This is a genomic window from Sebaldella termitidis ATCC 33386, from assembly GCF_000024405.1.
GTDB classification, from domain to species: Bacteria; Fusobacteriota; Fusobacteriia; order Fusobacteriales; family Leptotrichiaceae; genus Sebaldella; species Sebaldella termitidis.
Window position 1 is genome coordinate 2544277 of sequence record NC_013517.1, and the last position, 17273, is coordinate 2561549.

At 30.5% G+C, this 17273-nt stretch carries 14 protein-coding genes; all 14 read right to left on the minus strand.

Features of this window, described 5'->3' with window-relative positions; genetic code table 11:
- Positions 1–35: 35 nt before the first annotated feature.
- Complete coding sequence (locus tag STERM_RS11755) at positions 36–770, minus strand: glycosyltransferase family 2 protein (RefSeq protein ID WP_012861838.1); 735 nt, start codon at positions 768–770, stop codon at positions 36–38.
- A 1-nt stretch (position 771) separates the two neighbouring features.
- Entirely contained in the window at positions 772–1947 is a 1176-nt protein-coding gene (locus STERM_RS11760) for a CDP-glycerol--glycerophosphate glycerophosphotransferase (protein WP_012861839.1), read from the minus strand.
- Positions 1944–2789: a glycosyltransferase family 2 protein gene (locus STERM_RS11765; RefSeq protein WP_012861840.1), complete on the minus strand. Its 846-nt coding sequence runs from the start codon at positions 2787–2789 to the stop codon at positions 1944–1946. Before STERM_RS11765 ends, STERM_RS11760 begins: the two co-directional genes overlap by 4 nt.
- Positions 2790–2801: 12 nt before the next feature.
- Positions 2802–3533: an endonuclease/exonuclease/phosphatase family protein gene (locus STERM_RS11770; protein ID WP_012861841.1), complete on the minus strand. Its 732-nt coding sequence runs from the start codon at positions 3531–3533 to the stop codon at positions 2802–2804.
- A gap of 5 nt (positions 3534–3538) precedes the next feature.
- Complete coding sequence (locus STERM_RS11775; protein WP_012861842.1) at positions 3539–4270, minus strand: glycosyltransferase; 732 nt, start codon at positions 4268–4270, stop codon at positions 3539–3541.
- Positions 4233–5648 carry an O-antigen polysaccharide polymerase Wzy family protein gene (locus STERM_RS11780; RefSeq protein WP_012861843.1) on the minus strand — a complete coding sequence of 472 codons (1416 nt, stop codon included), beginning with the start codon at positions 5646–5648 and terminating at the stop codon, positions 4233–4235. Before STERM_RS11780 ends, STERM_RS11775 begins: the two co-directional genes overlap by 38 nt.
- A gap of 19 nt (positions 5649–5667) precedes the next feature.
- On the minus strand, positions 5668–6630 hold the full coding sequence (locus tag STERM_RS11785; protein WP_012861844.1) for a hypothetical protein: 963 nt from the start codon (positions 6628–6630) through the stop codon (positions 5668–5670).
- An 8-nt stretch (positions 6631–6638) separates the two neighbouring features.
- Positions 6639–7547, minus strand: coding sequence for a tRNA (adenosine(37)-N6)-dimethylallyltransferase MiaA (gene miaA / locus STERM_RS11790; protein WP_012861845.1), 909 nt, complete (start codon positions 7545–7547; stop codon positions 6639–6641).
- Positions 7548–7558: 11 nt separating this feature from the next.
- Positions 7559–8845: a GTPase ObgE gene (obgE, locus tag STERM_RS11795; RefSeq protein ID WP_012861846.1), complete on the minus strand. Its 1287-nt coding sequence runs from the start codon at positions 8843–8845 to the stop codon at positions 7559–7561.
- 577 nt (positions 8846–9422) lie between these two features.
- Entirely contained in the window at positions 9423–10313 is an 891-nt protein-coding gene (gene galU, locus STERM_RS11800; RefSeq protein ID WP_012861847.1) for a UTP--glucose-1-phosphate uridylyltransferase GalU, read from the minus strand.
- A 134-nt stretch (positions 10314–10447) separates the two neighbouring features.
- Positions 10448–11644, minus strand: a complete 1197-nt coding sequence (locus STERM_RS11805) for a dTDP-glucose 4,6-dehydratase (protein WP_012861848.1) — start codon at positions 11642–11644, stop codon at positions 10448–10450.
- Positions 11644–12504 carry a dTDP-4-dehydrorhamnose reductase gene (gene rfbD, locus STERM_RS11810; protein WP_012861849.1) on the minus strand — a complete coding sequence of 287 codons (861 nt, stop codon included), beginning with the start codon at positions 12502–12504 and terminating at the stop codon, positions 11644–11646. Before rfbD ends, STERM_RS11805 begins: the two co-directional genes overlap by 1 nt.
- Before the next feature lie 14 nt (positions 12505–12518).
- Entirely contained in the window at positions 12519–13088 is a 570-nt protein-coding gene (gene rfbC, locus STERM_RS11815; protein WP_012861850.1) for a dTDP-4-dehydrorhamnose 3,5-epimerase, read from the minus strand.
- Positions 13089–13161: 73 nt separating this feature from the next.
- Complete coding sequence (locus STERM_RS11820) at positions 13162–17112, minus strand: aryl-sulfate sulfotransferase (protein WP_041309952.1); 3951 nt, start codon at positions 17110–17112, stop codon at positions 13162–13164.
- Positions 17113–17273 lie beyond the last annotated feature (161 nt).

A 17273-nucleotide genomic window follows, 5' to 3' on the forward strand; every position in this document is an offset into this window, starting at 1 on the left:
TATTAATTAATATTTTATAATTTTTTTCTTATAAATCAGAGGTTTTTTCTTGTTCCTTCCAAAATATAAAAAATAAAACAGTACATTGTTTTAAAAAGTGACAGTTTCTCATATTTTCTGTATATTTTCCACTGAAATTTTACTACTTTCAGCTTGTTGCTTGATCTCGAATTATCTAAGACTCTGTAATAAGCAAGCATTTCATCCAGACCGTAGGCTTTTTTTATATCTCTTACCATTGAAAGCCATAATATATAGTCCTCACTTTTTTCTGCTTCGGCAAAATATCTTTTTCCGGTTTTTTCAGTATCGTATATTACTGTCAGACACCCCATCATATTGGTTTTCAAAAGCATATTATAAGTTATTTCTTCTTTCACATGTATTATTTTCTTTTCATTACCTTCACGGTCAACCCTTGCATATGCAGTACAGGAAATTGCAGCATCATGTGCTTTCATAAAATTTATCTGTCTTTCCAGCTTTTCTTTCTGCCACATATCATCACTGTCTAAAAATGCTATATATCTTCCTTCCGAGCTTTCTATACCTTTGTTTCTTGTTTTGGTTACACCGGAATTTTTTTCATTTTTCAAAAGCTTTATCCGTTTATCTTTATCGGAATATTCTTTTACTATATTATAGCCGTTATCCGCCGAGCCGTCATCTATTACAAGCAGCTCCCAGTTTTCATATGTCTGTGCCAAAACAGACTCCACAGCATCTTTTATGAATTCTTCCCCGTTATACAGCGGGGTTATTATTGACACCTTATCTATTTCTGACCACTTCCTCTTTTATAATCTTATACAGTCTTTCCCTGTTATTCTTGTCTGTATATTTAAAATACCTGCTTCTTAACTGTCTGTACTTATCAGAAATTTGAAAATTATCAGAATACATCTCTTTTATTTTCGCTACACAATCTTCTATAGTGAAAACCGCTTCTCCGAATAAATCCTTTTCAAGACTGATATAAGAACCCAGTAGCTTCTCGTATTTTTCCCTGTCAAACTGAAAGAATAACACAGGCTTATTCAGATAGTAAAAATCAAATGCCATACTTGAATAATCCGTTATCAGCATACTTCCTGCAGTTATTTCATTCTGTATATCAGCTTCTTTTGGCAGAAGTACGATATTTTCCCCGCTTATCCCGCTGCTAAAACTTCCTAAATGCTCATGCAGCAGCTGATGTATGTATATATTCATAACAATATTATTTTCTTTCAAAAAATCCTGCAGTTCTTTATTTTTTATTAATCCTGTTATATTTTGAAAATAATCTGTTTCTTCTATCGAAGCTTTGTCATTTTTTACCCAGGGTCTCCATGTAGGCATAAAAAATATTTTATTGCCTTCACTTTTATTATCAAGTGTGTCATATCTTGGACTGCCTATAATAAAAATTTTACTGTTATCTATTTTCCAGCCTTCATGTTTTATATTTTTTTCATATTCAGCATCTGCTGTATTAATATCATATGATGTGATAAGACGTTCCACCATTTTTTCCAGTTTGGGATTCATCGGCTGTCTTTTTTTCAGAGCCACTGTTCCGTGATTCAAAAATACTTTTACTGTTTTATAGTGAAATCTGTTTATCAAAGGTACTGCAAATAAGTACGGTACTATATCGGCAGATATTGAATGTGAAAATAATACTGCTTTTGAATTCATAAAATAAAGATATGATTTTATACTGCCCCTGTCCAGCATTTTTCCGTTTACCTGCTTTCGCGCAGAAGAATTTTTGTTAATAACCCAGTATGTCTCGATATCCTTCTTTTCATTCAGATATTCAAACATTGCCTTTCCGTTGTCCACATAAAGCTCTCCGGCACTTCCCCCGGTAAGCCATATATTTCGTCCTTTAAATCTGTATTTTAAAATAGGATAGAGAAAAAAAGCTATTATCATATTCAGCAAAAATATCATTTTCTTCATTTTCTCTCTCCGATCTTATATTCCTTATACCCTCTCATTCTACCCTTAAATACATGATAATAATATCTTCTCTCTTTTGAGATAATCATACCCCCGATACTTCTTATCATTTTTTTCAAATATTTTGAGAAATATTTCTTATTTTTTCTGAGCTTTACTTCTTTTTTTACAAGGGCTCCGTAACCCAAAGCATATCTGTATGCTCTCTCTACATCATCATAGTTCCCTTTTTTAGCAGGGTGGTATATTATTTCATCAGGAAAATATCTTCCCCGAAAACCTTTATGAAGCAGCTCCAATACATAGTCTGTTTCCTCGCCGCTGCCGAAATATGCCCCTACTCCGAGATCTGCATCAAATAATATCAGATCTTCCAGCTTATAGTTTACAAAAAAAGTTATGGATTTTACAGTTTCTTCTACGTTACTGTAAGTTATTTCCGCTTCTTCTGTTGCCATTACTCCTGTTCCGTAATCTTTTCCCCGCTCCAAAGTTCTGCAGGAAAAAATTTTGTATTCTTTATTCTCCTCAAAAAACTTAACTACCTTTTCCAGAATATCTTCCGGATATTCACAATCATCATCCGGAAAAGCTATAATATCACCGTCTGCTATTATAAGTCCTTCGTTTCTGTTCAGACTAAGCCCCCATTCGCTGCTCTTTATGTACTTTATATCCAGATGCTTCTGAAATCCTTCTATTATCTCGGTTATAAAATCTCCTGCATTCTGATCCAGTACAATTAACTCAAAATTCTTGTAAGTCTGGCTTTCAAGGCTTTGTAAAAATATTATCAGCTCATTACGTCTGTTGATTGTAGGCATTATTAAAGATATCTTCAAATTAAAAACCTCCTATTTTATGTCTACATTTATCATATATGGAAAATGATCGCTTAAAGTGCTCCAGTCCAGATATTCATCCTTTATGAACTTACTGCTTCTCAGATTCCAGTTATTTGTCTTATCTCCAAAAATATAATCTATTCTTGGTTCATCAAATAAATATGTATCATTCCATTCTTTTATTATCTGCTGGTAATATTCCGTCGTAGGCAGCAGATTAAAGTCGCCTGTCAAAAACTTTACATCACCGGGAAATTCTGCCGTGATATTTAGTAATGCTTCCATTTCTTTAGGCTTTATATTAGGATTATAATCTAGATGTGTATCTATTATAAGTACTTTTTTAGAAAAAATCTTCTCATCTATCTGTGCAGCAATTACCTGACGTTTTTCCGCTCCTATTGAAGGAAGCTCATATTCAAAAATCTTCTCTATGGGATATCTTGACACGAAACCTATTCCAAACTCGCCGGAATCATAATCTCTTGATTTTTTAAAGTAATAATAGCTGTAATTCAGTTCTTGTGCTATATCCTTTACAATATCATTAAAGTTACTTCTTTTGGTGTAATAGTCCACTTCCTGCAAAGAAATAAAATCCGGATCAAACTTTTTTATGTTTCTTCCTATGGTAGTTCCGTTGGCCAGTCTGCCGCCATATATATTATATGTCATTATTTTCAAATTTTTTGCCTCCAGGATGTATGTTAAGAAAAACAATACTGTAATTATTTTTTTCATTAAAGTTACCTCTTTTTCAAAGTATATCTAAGAAAGATTTTTATTAGCTTAACCCCTTTTTTTATGCCGTGCAGATGCTTTGTTTCCATGAACATACTAACCTTCATGCTGTTCCAGCTGTCATTCCACCAGTGTATTCCATATGTATTTTCAGTTATACATTCATCTGTATATGTTTCGCTGAAATGATAAGGATAAAAATATTCTTTCGGGTATAATTTCATATCTTCGTTTTCAATATATCTGCCTCCGGCTTTCAGTCCGAAATCTCTTTCAAGGATATAAGTAAATATCTTTGGTATTGTCCACAAAGGCTTTTCCCATATTTCATTATCATAAAACTCTATTACCTTCTTCAGAAAAATATGTCCTTTTACAGTACCAAATATCCCCACACTTACATTTTTTTCATCTTCATATCCTATAAAAAATTTATTTTTCAGTAACCCGTCTATGTTTTTTATTATTTCCATGTCTATATCCATATATATTCCGCCATGCTCATACAGGTGAAGTACTCTCACATAATCAGATATATATGCCCAGAGCTTTTTTTCATAACAGGTTCTGAAAAATCTGTTTTCATTTATATATTTACTTAAATTAAAATTAGATTCATTTATCTCTATTATATCATATTCCGGTAAGTTTTTCTTCCACGAATTGTAACATTTATGAAAAATCTCAGGCTTTTCTTTATCACCCATCCAAATGTAATAGATCTTCTTTTCTATCATTATAAGCTCCTTTTATTCTAAAATACATATTTTCCAATATCTGAACTGTTATATAGAGTACTGTATAAAATGTCATTCCCTTTATCAATCCGCTTCCAAAAAATGATCCTCTTGGTATATAAAAAAGATTTGGTATAAAATATGCGGATACTAAGAGCATACATCGGCTTTTAGTAACATACTTTTCATATTTTATAATTATATATCCTAATAATATTGATCCTATTATCAGCCATACATATCCCAGATCATAAAATTCCGCTATATAATTGGAACCTATCCCTTCACCCCTGAGGTATGCTCCGGGATTCAGATAGTAAGTAAGTCTGTCTGCAAGAGAATTCGTCGTATTCAAAGTTTCCGCAGACTGCGGTGCAAATCCAAAAAGTCCCTGTAAAATATACGGATATGTTTTACTTTCGTGAATATAGTCCTTAAATTGTATAAGATAACCCAAAACCAGATAGCTTACACCCTGAGAATGTAAAAAATCAAATATTCCATTTATCAAATCAAGTGAAAATACCTTTTTACTTCTTACAGACACCAAAATCTGGGAAAATACCATGGTAAAAACCCCGAGCTTTATTACAGTTCCGAATTTTATTTTTGTACCGTATACTTTGTAATAATACCACATTATGAATAAAAGCTGGGTCAGGAATACAGATCTGGCACCTTTCATTGAATCTATAAGCTTTACCAGAAGGTATAAAGAACCTATTGAAATAAACTTCTTTTTTGACGGTATTGATATCAGAAAAATCAGGAAACCTATTGTCATAATAGTTCCCGACCCTTTGGTGAATGCAGGATAATCTATATTTTTCAGTACTCCGGTATAATATGCCTCATACCCTACCCGAAGAATCAGTCTCAGCTGTATCAGCATTTTAGCTAATATACCGGGCAGACTTATCAAAAATAAAATAATTCCTGTTTGTGTAAAAAATGGTCTTGTTTCCAATTTTACCCCTAAATGCAGTTCTTTTTCATTTAATATTGATACGGCAAATCCTAAATGAGTAAAAAGAAGTATCAGTATGAAGACCTCCAGAATCTCATTTCTTATACTGTAATAAAAATAATAGTTTGCAAATTTAGTCGCCCATCCAAAAGTTCTATATCCGATTATATCAAGAAACACTCTGGTAAAATTAAATAAAAAGAGTGTGTACAAAAAAATCATATACGAATTCAGCCAGTCTAAATACATTTTTGCTGTTAATATTGTATATATGTATAATACAAGCAATACTGCCTCCAAAAATTTCATGCTGTCCGAATTTTCGCCGGCTGTAAAAATATTTGTCAGTATCAGGACAAACATTATTACAAACACATGAAATATCAGAAATAATACTTTATTGTGTTTCATTTGGGCTCCTTTTTTATCATTAATCTGATAATAATATATCCATTATTTCTAAAGTATTTCTTTGACCATATTTTTTCAAATATTCTGGAATCTTTTCCATCTTTCTGCTTTGCTCCAGTTTATTCAAATATTCAAAATCTTCTTCTTTCAATATCCTTACACCGTAAAAGTAATATTCGTCATACTTAAAATCAGATTTTTCTATAAAGTCTGTGTAAGCTTTTCCATGCAGTTTATTTTCTTTATAATTCCCATAAATTATCATATCGTCATATATGAGCTTTAACTCTCCGTTACCATTATCGAATGTATTTTCATATATTACATTCCCGTTTTTATCCCAGTTAATAACAGAGCCGTGTCGCTTTCCTTCTTCATAATTTAACTCAAAATGTTTTAAATCACTATTTTCATAATATGAAAGATATTTCCCATGTAGCTTTCCTTCTTTTAGTTCAAAGGAACATTTTTTTCCCTTAACTTTACCATTTAACTTCTTATTTTCAAATTTATAGGTAAAATCAGGATAAATAAAAACTATACAGTCAAATTCATTTTCAAGTATCATAGCATCTTTTGATCTAAGTATCTTCAATTCTTTTTCTTTTTTTATTTCTACTACTATACCATTTTCATAATTTCTTGTAATAATCCAGTTATCCATAAAAGTTTTTATATATTTACCAGTTAATTTTCCATCTTTCATCTCACCATTTTCAATTCTGTTATAAAATCTCCCTGTATACGGATTTTCATCTTTTCCATAAGAAAAAATATAAACATCATCCGAATCAATATTATATCCATTAAAAGTTTCTATTCCACCTTCAGTAAGTTTCCCAAAAATATAGTTATTTATAAACTTTTGTTCTTTATAGTGTTCCAAAATGCGGTCTTTTATAATCTCAAAGCTGCTCTTTTCTCTATTATTTCCAAATACAAATACTCCAAATAATATCATAACTAAAAATACTTTTTTCATAATACCTCTTATTTTCTATGACTCTCCCACTTTTCCAAAATATCTTCAAATATTTCCGTCTCACTCTGGAGACTCAGATTATAAATACAGTAGTCCTTCTCTTTGCGAAACCATGTCATCTGTCTCTTGGCATATCTCCTTGACTCCATTTTTATTTTGTCCACAGCTTCATCAAGCGACAGCTCCCCGTCAAAATAAGAAAATAATTCCTTGTATCCTATTGCACTTATTTTATGAAGAGAGCTGCTGTATTTGCCGTATATCTCTTCTGCTTCCTCTAAAAGCCCCTCCTGCATCATAAAATCAACTCTTCTGTCAATTCTGTCATATAATTCCTGTCTGTCCCTTAAAAGCAGAACTTTCAGAAAATTGAAATTATTTCTCTTTATATTTTTATTTTTCAAAACGCTAAACTTTTTTCCGCTCAAAATACAAACTTCTAAAGCACGCACAACCCTGACTTTATTTTTTATGTCAATCTCATTATAAGACTCAGGATCCAAAGCATAAAGCTCTTTCTGCAATTCTTCCAGAGTTTTTTCCGAAAAGATTTTCCGCAGGTTTTCATCTTTTTCAGGAAGCTCTGATATACCGTCTGTCACTGCATTTATATAAAGTCCTGTCCCGCCTGCAATAATTATATTTTCACTATTTTTTTCTTTTTCTGACAATATTTTATTTACATCTCTTTCAAAATTTCCCAGGGAATAATCTTCGTCAGGAAACACTATATCTATAATATAGTGCTTTATACCATTTGTTTCTTCCGGTTTTATTTTTGCCGTCCCTATATCCATACCCTTATATATCTGCATTGAATCTGCAGATATAATTTCTGTTTTTAGCTTTTCGGCAAGCCTTAGGGAAAGATCGGTTTTCCCCACACCTGTTGGTCCAGCTATTACTAATCCTTTCATTCTTCTCCCTTTTATACAATGTATTCAAATTCATGTGTTGCAATTACAATAGTGTCCCCATTTTTAGCTCCTGCTTTTTCAAGCTTCTCTTCCATTCCCAGAGATCTCATCATATGAAGGAAATTTACTACACCTTCATCACCATTAAATACATATTTTTTCAGAACATTATCCACTATCTGCCCCTCTACTTCAAATATACCCTCGTCTATTTCTGTTATAATCCAGTCAGATTTTCTGTTTATTATTTCAGGCAGTATTTCTTCAAGTGAATGTTCTTCCTCAAGCTCTTCCCTCGGAATTTGCTGGATCAGCTTCCAGGCCTCATTAATTACATCCTTAATTCCTTCACCTGCCAGAACAGATACCGGAAAAACTTTCTCGTAACCCATAGACTTCACAAATTCTTCAAACTCATTATATTTTTCATCATCAAAAAGCATATCTATTTTATTGGCTATAACTATCTGCTTTTTTTTCGAAAGCTTCTCACTGTAATTTTCAAGCTCTTTATTTATTTTTACGAAATCATCCTTAGGATCACGCCCGTCCATACCAGAAATATCTACTATATGCAAAATAACCTTACATCTCTCTATATGTCTCAAAAATCTGTCGCCAAGACCTGTTCCAGTATGTGCTCCTTCTATCAATCCGGGAATATCCGCTACCACAAAGCTTTTTTCATCTCCAAGCCGAACCACGCCAAGCTTCGGTTTTAATGTGGTAAAATGATAACTCGCTACTTTTGACCCTGCTGAAGATACTTTATTTATAAAGCTTGATTTTCCTACACTCGGATATCCCACCAGTGCTGCATCTGCAAGAAGCTTCAATTCCAGCTTTACTTTAAGCTCCAGTCCCTCTCTTCCGCTTTCTGCCAGCTTAGGCGCCTTTCTTATAGAGGATTTAAAATGCACATTTCCTCTTCCCCCGTCTCCTCCTTTTAAGAAAACTGCCTTCATATTTTCTTCATTTAAGTCTAGAAGAAGCTTATTAGTTTCTATATCTCTTATCATAGTTCCCACGGGTACTTTTATTATAAGATCTTCCCCGGATTTACCGGCAGCTCTGTTTTTTCTGCCGTTTTCACCATTTGAAGCAACAAATTTTTTGCTGTATTTGAAGTCTACGAGTGTATTTATATTTGAATCTGTTTCAAAAACTATATTTCCGCCTTTTCCTCCGTCGCCGCCGTTCGGTCCGCCAAACTGAACGAATTTTTCCCGCCTGAATGTGGCAGCTCCGTCTCCTCCGTCACCGGATTTCAGGTATATTATACTTTCATCTATAAACATGTGTTCTCCTTTATTTCATTATTTATGAATTTTCTTTGTTTTTATAAATATTGTTTATTATATCACATATTGCCATTAGTGTATACACTTCATATTCTCTGTATTTTATATTATTTTTTAAACAGTAAATAACAAAAAAACAATATAATATTTTTTGTTTTATTTATGTTATAAGTTTATTTTAAAGCTTTGTTTTTTCATATAACCAGATAGTTATTTTTCCTTTCTTTTTTTAGTCAAATATTACTTGATTTTCATATAAGTATTAAGTAATATCTTTCTGTTTAGCTCTGCTTACAGTTGTTAAACAGACTCATCATTTGAATATATGCAAATATTTAAACCACATCTAAATATGTCCCAATACATATTCTTTAATTTTATTTCAATTAATTTGAAAGATTAAAAAAAGATAATTGAAAGATTTCTATAAGTTTTAGATTATATAATGTGGTTGCTAGAGAAAATAATAATAGTTTTTTATTCAGACTAGACACTTAAAGTGTCTAGTTTAATTTTATAGAAAAAAATCATTCTTAATAAATATTATAATATATTTATTTTGAATGATTTTTCTTTATTTTATTTCGTCAATATTAATTTTTTTAAGATAATCAGAAACCATTTCTTTTAATTCATCATGTCTTAAAGCCATTTCTACAGTTGCTTTAAACATACCGAATTTATCTCCGGTATCATATCTTATCCCCTCATAATCATACGCATATAATTTATGACCGTCGTTTTTCATTTTAAAAATAGCATCAGTTAATTGAATTTCCCCGCCTTTTCCCGGCTTTGTTTCTTTCAGGTACTTGAATATTTCAGGTTCCAAAACATATCTTCCCAAAGCTGCAAGTCTGCTTGGCGCTTCATTTATATCAGGTTTTTCTATAAATCCTTTTACTTCCACAGTTCTGTCATCTATCTTTTTCAAAGGATCAACAATACCATATTTATTTACTTCTGTTTCAGGCACTTCCTGAACCCCTAATATATTACCTTTTCCCAGTTCCTTATGCTTATCCACCAGCTGTTTAGTAGCTGGATAAATAGGATTGTGAATAATATCATCTCCTAATACCACCACAAACGGCTCATCTCCAATGAAGCTCTCTGCACAGCCTATTGCATGTCCCAGACCTAAAGGCTGTTTTTGTCTAACGTAATAGATGTTGGCCATGTTTGATATTCTTTGAACCATTTTTAAAAAATCCTGTTTTCCCGTCTCTTCCAGTGTTTTTTCCAGTTCATATGAATAATCAAAATGATTTTCTATTGAAGTCTTATTTCTGCCAGTCACTATTAATATTTCTTCTATTCCGGAATCAACAAGTTCTTCCACTAAATACTGAAGAGCAGGTTTATCCACAATTACCAGCATTTCCTTAGGCTGGGCTTTTGTCGCCGGCAATACTCTTGTTCCTAATCCTGCTGCCGGAATTACTGCTTTTCTTATTTTTTTCATTTGTTCCTCCTAGATTATTTTTCTATATATGTTTAACTCTTTATTCATATAAAAGATATCTGTAAGCATTATAGCATAAATATTTCTTTTTATCATAATTTTATACTAAAAAAGAGAATTTCCATTCTCTTTTATTATTTATTTTCATACATTTTCTCATAATATTTTTGATAATCTCCTGATATTACTTCCTCTACCCATTTTTGATTATCAAGATACCAGATTATTGTCTTTCTTATGCCATCTTCAAATTTTGTTTCAGGATACCATCCAAGTTCATTCACTATTTTAGTTGGATCAATGGCATATCTTCTGTCATGACCTAGTCTATCCTGAACATAAGTGATTAAATTATAATTTATATTTTCCCATTTTGTTTTCAATATATTTTTATATTCTGCATTCTTCCCAGTAAGCTCTTTTATGATATCAATAACTAATTTCACTATTCTTATATTCTGTTCTTCATTAAAACCGCCTACATTATAAATTTCTCCTGCTTTCCCATTTCTAAGGACAATGTCTATGGCTTTACAATGATCTTCTACATACAGCCAGTCTCTTACATTTTTTCCGTCCCCATATACTGGTAAGGCTTTTCCTTCAAGAACATTTTTTATCATCAGGGGAATTAATTTTTCCGGAAAATGAAAAGGACCGTAATTATTTGAGCATCTTGTTATATTTACAGGCATTTTATATGTTTCAGCATAAGCTAATACTATAAAATCAGCTCCTGCTTTAGATGCAGAATACGGGCTTCTCGGATCTAAAGAAGTTTTCTCTGTAAAAAACTCTTTTCCATATGTTTGCAATTTTCTGTCAGAAGCTATTTTTCCTGCAATTTCAGATGGTATTTCCAGATTTTGCGGTTCTTCAAAATCTTTTGCCAGTGAACCATAAACTTCATCAGTAGATATCTGTAAAAACTTTACTCCTTCTTTATATATCGGATAGCCGTTTTTATCTTCTCCTGTTCTCCATGCTGCCTTAGCACATTCCATCAAATTCTGGGTTCCAAGAATATTAGTTTCCAAAAATATCTGTGGATTCTCTATTGATCTGTCCACATGTGATTCAGCTGCAAAATTCACTATATAATCAATATTATATTTACTTATTAGCTCTTTCACCAGAACCGGATCTTTAATATTTCCTTTTTCAAAATTTACTCTTTTATCTTGAATATTTTCTTTTATAGTACCTAAATTTCCTGCATATGTCAGTTCATCCAGAACTATTACTTTTATATTCTTATATAGTCTAAGCACATATTTTAAATAGTTTGAACCTATAAAACCTGCTGCTCCCGTTATTAGATAAGTTTTCATTATAATTCTCCCTTTTCTTTCATCTCTTGTAAAAATCTATCTATTGCATCTTTCCAATCTGGAATTTTTTTCCCTAGCAATTTTTCGGTTTTTTCAGATGAGAGTTTTGTATATTCTGCTCTTGCAGCCGGTAGCTTAAAATCCTTTGTTTTAGCAGTCTCCAATTTACCATTCCACCCTATTTTTTCCAAAACATACTTAGCTTGCTCAAATTTACTGCATTCACCAGAATTACTTATATGATATAATCCAAATTTACCAGTTTTAATTAGCTCCCAAGAAAATTCTGCTAAATCTTTTGAGTAAGTAGGAACAGAAACTTGATCATCTACAATATTTAATTTGTTTTTAGCTTTGCTCCAGTTTATAACCTGTTTGTTAAAATTGTTATTTGCTATCCCAAAAACCCATGAAGTTCTGATTACATATGATTTTTCATATGCATTTAAAACATCTGACTCACCCTTGTATTTAGACTTTCCATACACTGACAGCGGATTTGGAGTATCTTTTTCTGTATAAGGACTTTTTCTTTCTCCATCAAAGACAAAATCTGTGGAGTATGTCATAAATACTGCTCCTGTTTTTTTACATATTTCTGCTAATTTAGTCGGAGCTTCAGAATTAAGTAGGTAACATTTTTCTTTATCAGTTTCTGCTTTATCTACATCATTATAGGCAGCACAGTTTATTATAATATCAAAGTTTTTATTTTCATTAAAAAATTTTTCCAGCTTATTATCATTTGTAATATCCAGTTCATTATAATCAGTTGCATAGTATTCCACTTCCAGTTTATCAAACAGATTCTGAAAATCATAGCCTAATTGTCCATTTGATCCTGTTAATAATATTTTCATAATCAGTCTCCTTTTTAAAAATAGTACTTTTCATAATCAAATTTTTCTAAATTTTTATCTTTATCCGAAATAACTAATTCATTGATCAATATTCCATAATCACTAATTGGCCACTCTATTTTTAAAATATCATCATTCCAAAAAATTCCAGAATCATATTCAGGATAGTAAAAATCAGTACATTTATATTGAAATTCTGTTTCATCTTCTAATGTCAAAAAACCATGTGCAAATCCTTCAGGAACATAAAACATTTTTTTGTTTTTTTCGTTCAATTCAAGACCATACCATTTGCCAAAAGTAGGACTTTCTGTTCTTAAATCTACTGCGACATCCCAAACCGCCCCCTTTGTTACTCTTACCAATTTTCCCTGAGAATGTTTACTCTGATAATGTAATCCTCTTAAAACTCCTTTTTTAGATTTTGAATGATTATCCTGAATAAATTCCATTTTTAAACCTAACTTTTCAAAATGGTTCTTATTATAACTTTCTAAAAAAAAGCCTCTCTCATCTTCAAAAACTAGTGGTTCTATTATTACTAAATCTGCTATCCCTGTTTCTATAATTTTAAAATTTGACAAAACTATTCACCTTCTTTAATTCAAAAATATTCCTTATTTTATCATACTAATATATTTTCTCATAATTTTATTTTCAAAAATTCCATATTAAATTTTTAGGATTTAATTCAAAATGATTTACTCTATATGAGTTAGATATATATGCCTTATCATATAACTTTACGATTAGCACTTCTTCTCCATTCCTAATTTCTGATATAACTGTTTCACTTTTTGAAGTTGGTGAAAAAACCTTAGATACATCACCTGTAATTTTACCATTCGAATCTATTACTATCCCACCGAAATTTATTAAATAGTAATCATTATCAAGCACCTCTATATTTCCTATATAAGGAGTAAAAGTACTATTCCCGTTTTCTTTTCCATATTCCCAGACTTTACTTACTTTCATGTCAGATTCATCAATTCTGAAGATAACCCCTCTTGAATAGTTCGTTTCTTCTGAAATACCATGTCTAAAATTTCCATTATCATATACATATAATAATCCATCTATCAATTTTACTCCATGTTGTCCGTATGCATAATCAAAATCTGAAGAATTAGGTTTTAATATCTTATTTGTCAGATCCCTTTTTTCGTTCCATTCATATTTTTCTCCGCCAAATATCCATTTTACTTCTGAACTATTATAATCTATTGCTATTACTGCATTTTGGTGTCTGCTTGATATGATTAAATAGTTTGTATCCTTATCATACCAGACTGCATTCTGATGAAACCAGTCTTCTTTATATTTACTTACTATTTTTTCTTCCAGAACTTTATTTTCTTTTTCTTTATTTGTCATTAAGTCATAATTGATATATTCGGGTCTTGCAATTTTTTCTTTAATATTAAAAATTTCTTTCATATTCCATCTTTTTACTACTCTGCCAGTTTCTCTGTTAATTTCTACCATATAATCTTCTAAATCTCCATCTGGATTATTTATTAAAGCAATATAGTTTTTGTTTGGTAATTCAACAATATCATGATGTACTCCGTCTACATCGTATTCTTTATGAACTTTTCCCATTATATTTAATTCATAAAAACCGCTTTTATAATAAGGTGGTCTCGTCATCTCATTATTTATTGCCAGAAAGCGGTCATTTTCCAGCTGAGTAATAGGACTTGTTCCTCCGATACCATCCTTAATATACCATCTCACATCTCCATTTAAATCGATCGCATACATCCCTGAAAATGATGAAATAAATAAAAATCCTTTTTTTAATTTTTCTTGATCTTTCTTCAAAATTTTTACTTTGGGCATATCTATTTCCACTTTATCTGTTTTTATCTTTATTTTTTTTCTTATTTTTTTCCCGTGTTCATCATAAGCTGAAATAAATACAATATTTTTTTTATCAGGATATAAGCCATATACTGGTATTATATGAAGATTATTATAACCCTCTAATTTATATTTCAAAGTTCCCTCTTTATTTTTACCTGGAATCTCTATTTCAATATTCATTTTTGAATCTGTTTTAAATAATATTAACGCTGTTAAAGGGGATAATCCGTATGGATCCTTTACTATCATAGGATCGTCAAGAGTGTATACTTTCTTTTCAAAGTCTTTTTTTATATTTTCTTCTATTTTTTTTTGCTTTTTTATTAATTTAGTATTGTCTATACTGTTTAAAGCTAAATAATAATCTGTTTTATATTCTTTTTCTATATCTCCATATACCACTTTTACAGCTACTTTATATTTTCCTGGTGGTAGATTTGTCAAAGATATCCAGTCATTAAAACCTGACTTGCTATAATTTTTATTATTCCCCAATACTTTATTAAAAACTTCTGTTACATCTCCTCTTATAGTATTATTTAATTGTACACTGTAACTTCTATCTTCATTATATAAAACCAAATATTTTTTAACAGTATCTGAATTATATTCTTCTAAAAAGGCCCATCCATCTATGGACAATGACTTACTTTCAATATCCAAAGATATTTTATCTATGCAGGCATGTTCTGTCTCAGGTAAAATTCTTTTATTTTTATCCTCTTCTAAAATTTCCTCTTTATTTAAATATACTTTTGCCTCAGCTTGTAAGTTTTCAGTTTCATAATTTTCCGGATATATGAACATTCTGTCTATTCTATAAACACTTGTCATATCGCTAAATTTAAGTTCTACTTCATATGCTACTTCAGAATCAGGATAAGTTACTTCTACAATTCTTGGTGAATTTAACCCTTTAGCAAAATTAACATCATTTACCAAACTACCAAATGATATAAGTCTGTTCCCAGTTTTAGGAAGATAGTTTGCATCTCCTACAGAAGCTGAAAATAAATCTTTTCCTCTTACTTTTCCATATTCCCAAATTTGTGTTACAGTCATTTCTTTTTCATTTATTCTATACTGCACAGCTCGACTGTAATTTTTTATATTTGGTACACCACGTCCATTTCCGTTATCGAACAGTAAAATATCAATAGTGTCTACATTATTATCAAAATCTGGAAGTTCTTCTTGTGAATGCTGTCCATATTGCCACTCAAAAAATCCTTCAGTCTCTATTGGTGTTAATAAATAATTTCTATAACTGTCATTCCATTGGTCATGTATCCCCAAAATCCATTTTAATTCTAATTCTGGATAACTCATTTTAATAACTGCACTTTGATGCCTTCCCGAAAGAGTTATACCATCTTTATGCTCATATATTGCATTTAAGTGAAACCAATCATCAAAACTTGCACCAAAAAAATCTTGTTTAAAAAGTTTTTTATTTATATATCTATTCTGATCTAATACAGTTTTTAAATCTATCTTTTTTATAATTTTTCCACTATTTCGTGATAATTCTATTAACGAGTCTTCAGATCCATTTTCATCCAGAGTTGTTATAAGGAAATTTCCATTTTCCATTTCCAAAATATCATGATGGATATTTTCTGATGCGATTGAATAAATGTTATATATCTTTCCTAATAAATCTAATTCTAAAAATTTATTTTTCACTTCTGAATTCATAATTATATTTCCATTTCTAAGTCTTTTAAATATCAAATTTGATTTATAATTAGTATACCATCTTATATCTCCATTACTATCTATAATTGAATTATTATGTTTTCCCACTGTAGATAGAAATGTAAATCCCGGCTCCATTTTTTCAGGTTTTGACTGAACTAAATTTATAGTATAAAAATTTTCTGGTAATTCTTCTGTTTGAATGTAAATCTCTTTTGTTAACTTTTTTCCGGATTTATCTTCTAAATACAAAATCACCTTATTATTTTTCCCAGCGTAAAGACCATAAACAGGAATCTCATGGTGTTTTTTATATTTTTTAAAATCATATCTTACTGATGTTGGTCCATCTTTCCCTTCAATGAATATCTCTATTTTAGTATCTTCTCCTGTATCAAACATTACCAGTGCTGTTAACGGCGCAAAATTATACGGATCCAATAGTATTAAAGGACTTTCAATGTCATAATGTTTATTTCTATATTCTTTTATTTTTGTTTCATTTGTAAAACTTTCTTCGTATTCTATATTTGTATTAGCTAAATCAAAGAAATTATCTTCATAGATTACTTCCTTTATCTCCTCAAAAGTTTGGGCATGACCTTTATAAACAAGCTGTGTACTTTGAGGATCTAGCTTTATATCTTTATCAATTTCAAAAATAAGCGTTCCGTCACCTAAACCATTTTCTGAACCAAAAAAAGGTTTATACCCATATACTGAAAGAAATGCTATATTTTCTAGTGCCAAAAATTCCTTTTCGTTTGTTCTTAATTTAAAATCCTTAATTTTTATTTTTTCTTTACTGCCTGTATTTACTGATATATCTACTAAAACAAACTTATTATTTTGTTTTGGTAGTTTTATATTATACTCTTCTTTTGATTCACCGCCATAAATTGTAATAATATTAGTTTTCTCTAGTTTCTCCTCTTCTTTATAACTTAAAATATTTAATTCTGCTGCTGTTGATAATTCTCTACTTAAATCACAAGAAACCAATAAAACAATTGAACATAGTAATATGATAATTTTCTTCATTCCATCACCTTTCTTAAAGTTTTCAAATAATATTATTACAACTTCATAATATATATTTATAATGTAATAAAAAAATAAAGCCAAAAAATGATCATGCATAAATTTATTAAGTCTATTTGAGTTTAATATTTTAATTTTATAATCTAATTTTTGTCTTTACC

Bases quoted from the DNA above. Each gene is read 5' to 3' on its own strand.
- STERM_RS11760 (WP_012861839.1), bottom strand. From the start codon at position 1,947: ATGAAGAAAATGATATTTTTGCTGAATATGATAATAGCTTTTTTTCTC.
- galU (WP_012861847.1), bottom strand. From the start codon at position 10,313: ATGAAAAAAATAAGAAAAGCAGTAATTCCGGCAGCAGGATTAGGAACA.
- STERM_RS11780 (WP_012861843.1), bottom strand. From the start codon at position 5,648: ATGAAACACAATAAAGTATTATTTCTGATATTTCATGTGTTTGTAATA.
- obgE (WP_012861846.1), bottom strand. From the start codon at position 8,845: ATGTTTATAGATGAAAGTATAATATACCTGAAATCCGGTGACGGAGGA.
- STERM_RS11785 (WP_012861844.1), bottom strand. From the start codon at position 6,630: ATGAAAAAAGTATTTTTAGTTATGATATTATTTGGAGTATTTGTATTT.
- STERM_RS11770 (WP_012861841.1), bottom strand. From the start codon at position 3,533: ATGAAAAAAATAATTACAGTATTGTTTTTCTTAACATACATCCTGGAG.
- miaA (WP_012861845.1), bottom strand. From the start codon at position 7,547: ATGAAAGGATTAGTAATAGCTGGACCAACAGGTGTGGGGAAAACCGAT.
- STERM_RS11805 (WP_012861848.1), bottom strand. From the start codon at position 11,644: ATGAAAACTTATCTAATAACGGGAGCAGCAGGTTTTATAGGTTCAAAC.
- STERM_RS11820 (WP_041309952.1), bottom strand. From the start codon at position 17,112: ATGAAGAAAATTATCATATTACTATGTTCAATTGTTTTATTGGTTTCT.
- STERM_RS11775 (WP_012861842.1), bottom strand. From the start codon at position 4,270: ATGATAGAAAAGAAGATCTATTACATTTGGATGGGTGATAAAGAAAAG.
- rfbD (WP_012861849.1), bottom strand. From the start codon at position 12,504: ATGAAAATATTATTAACAGGATCAAATGGACAATTAGGCTATGATTTT.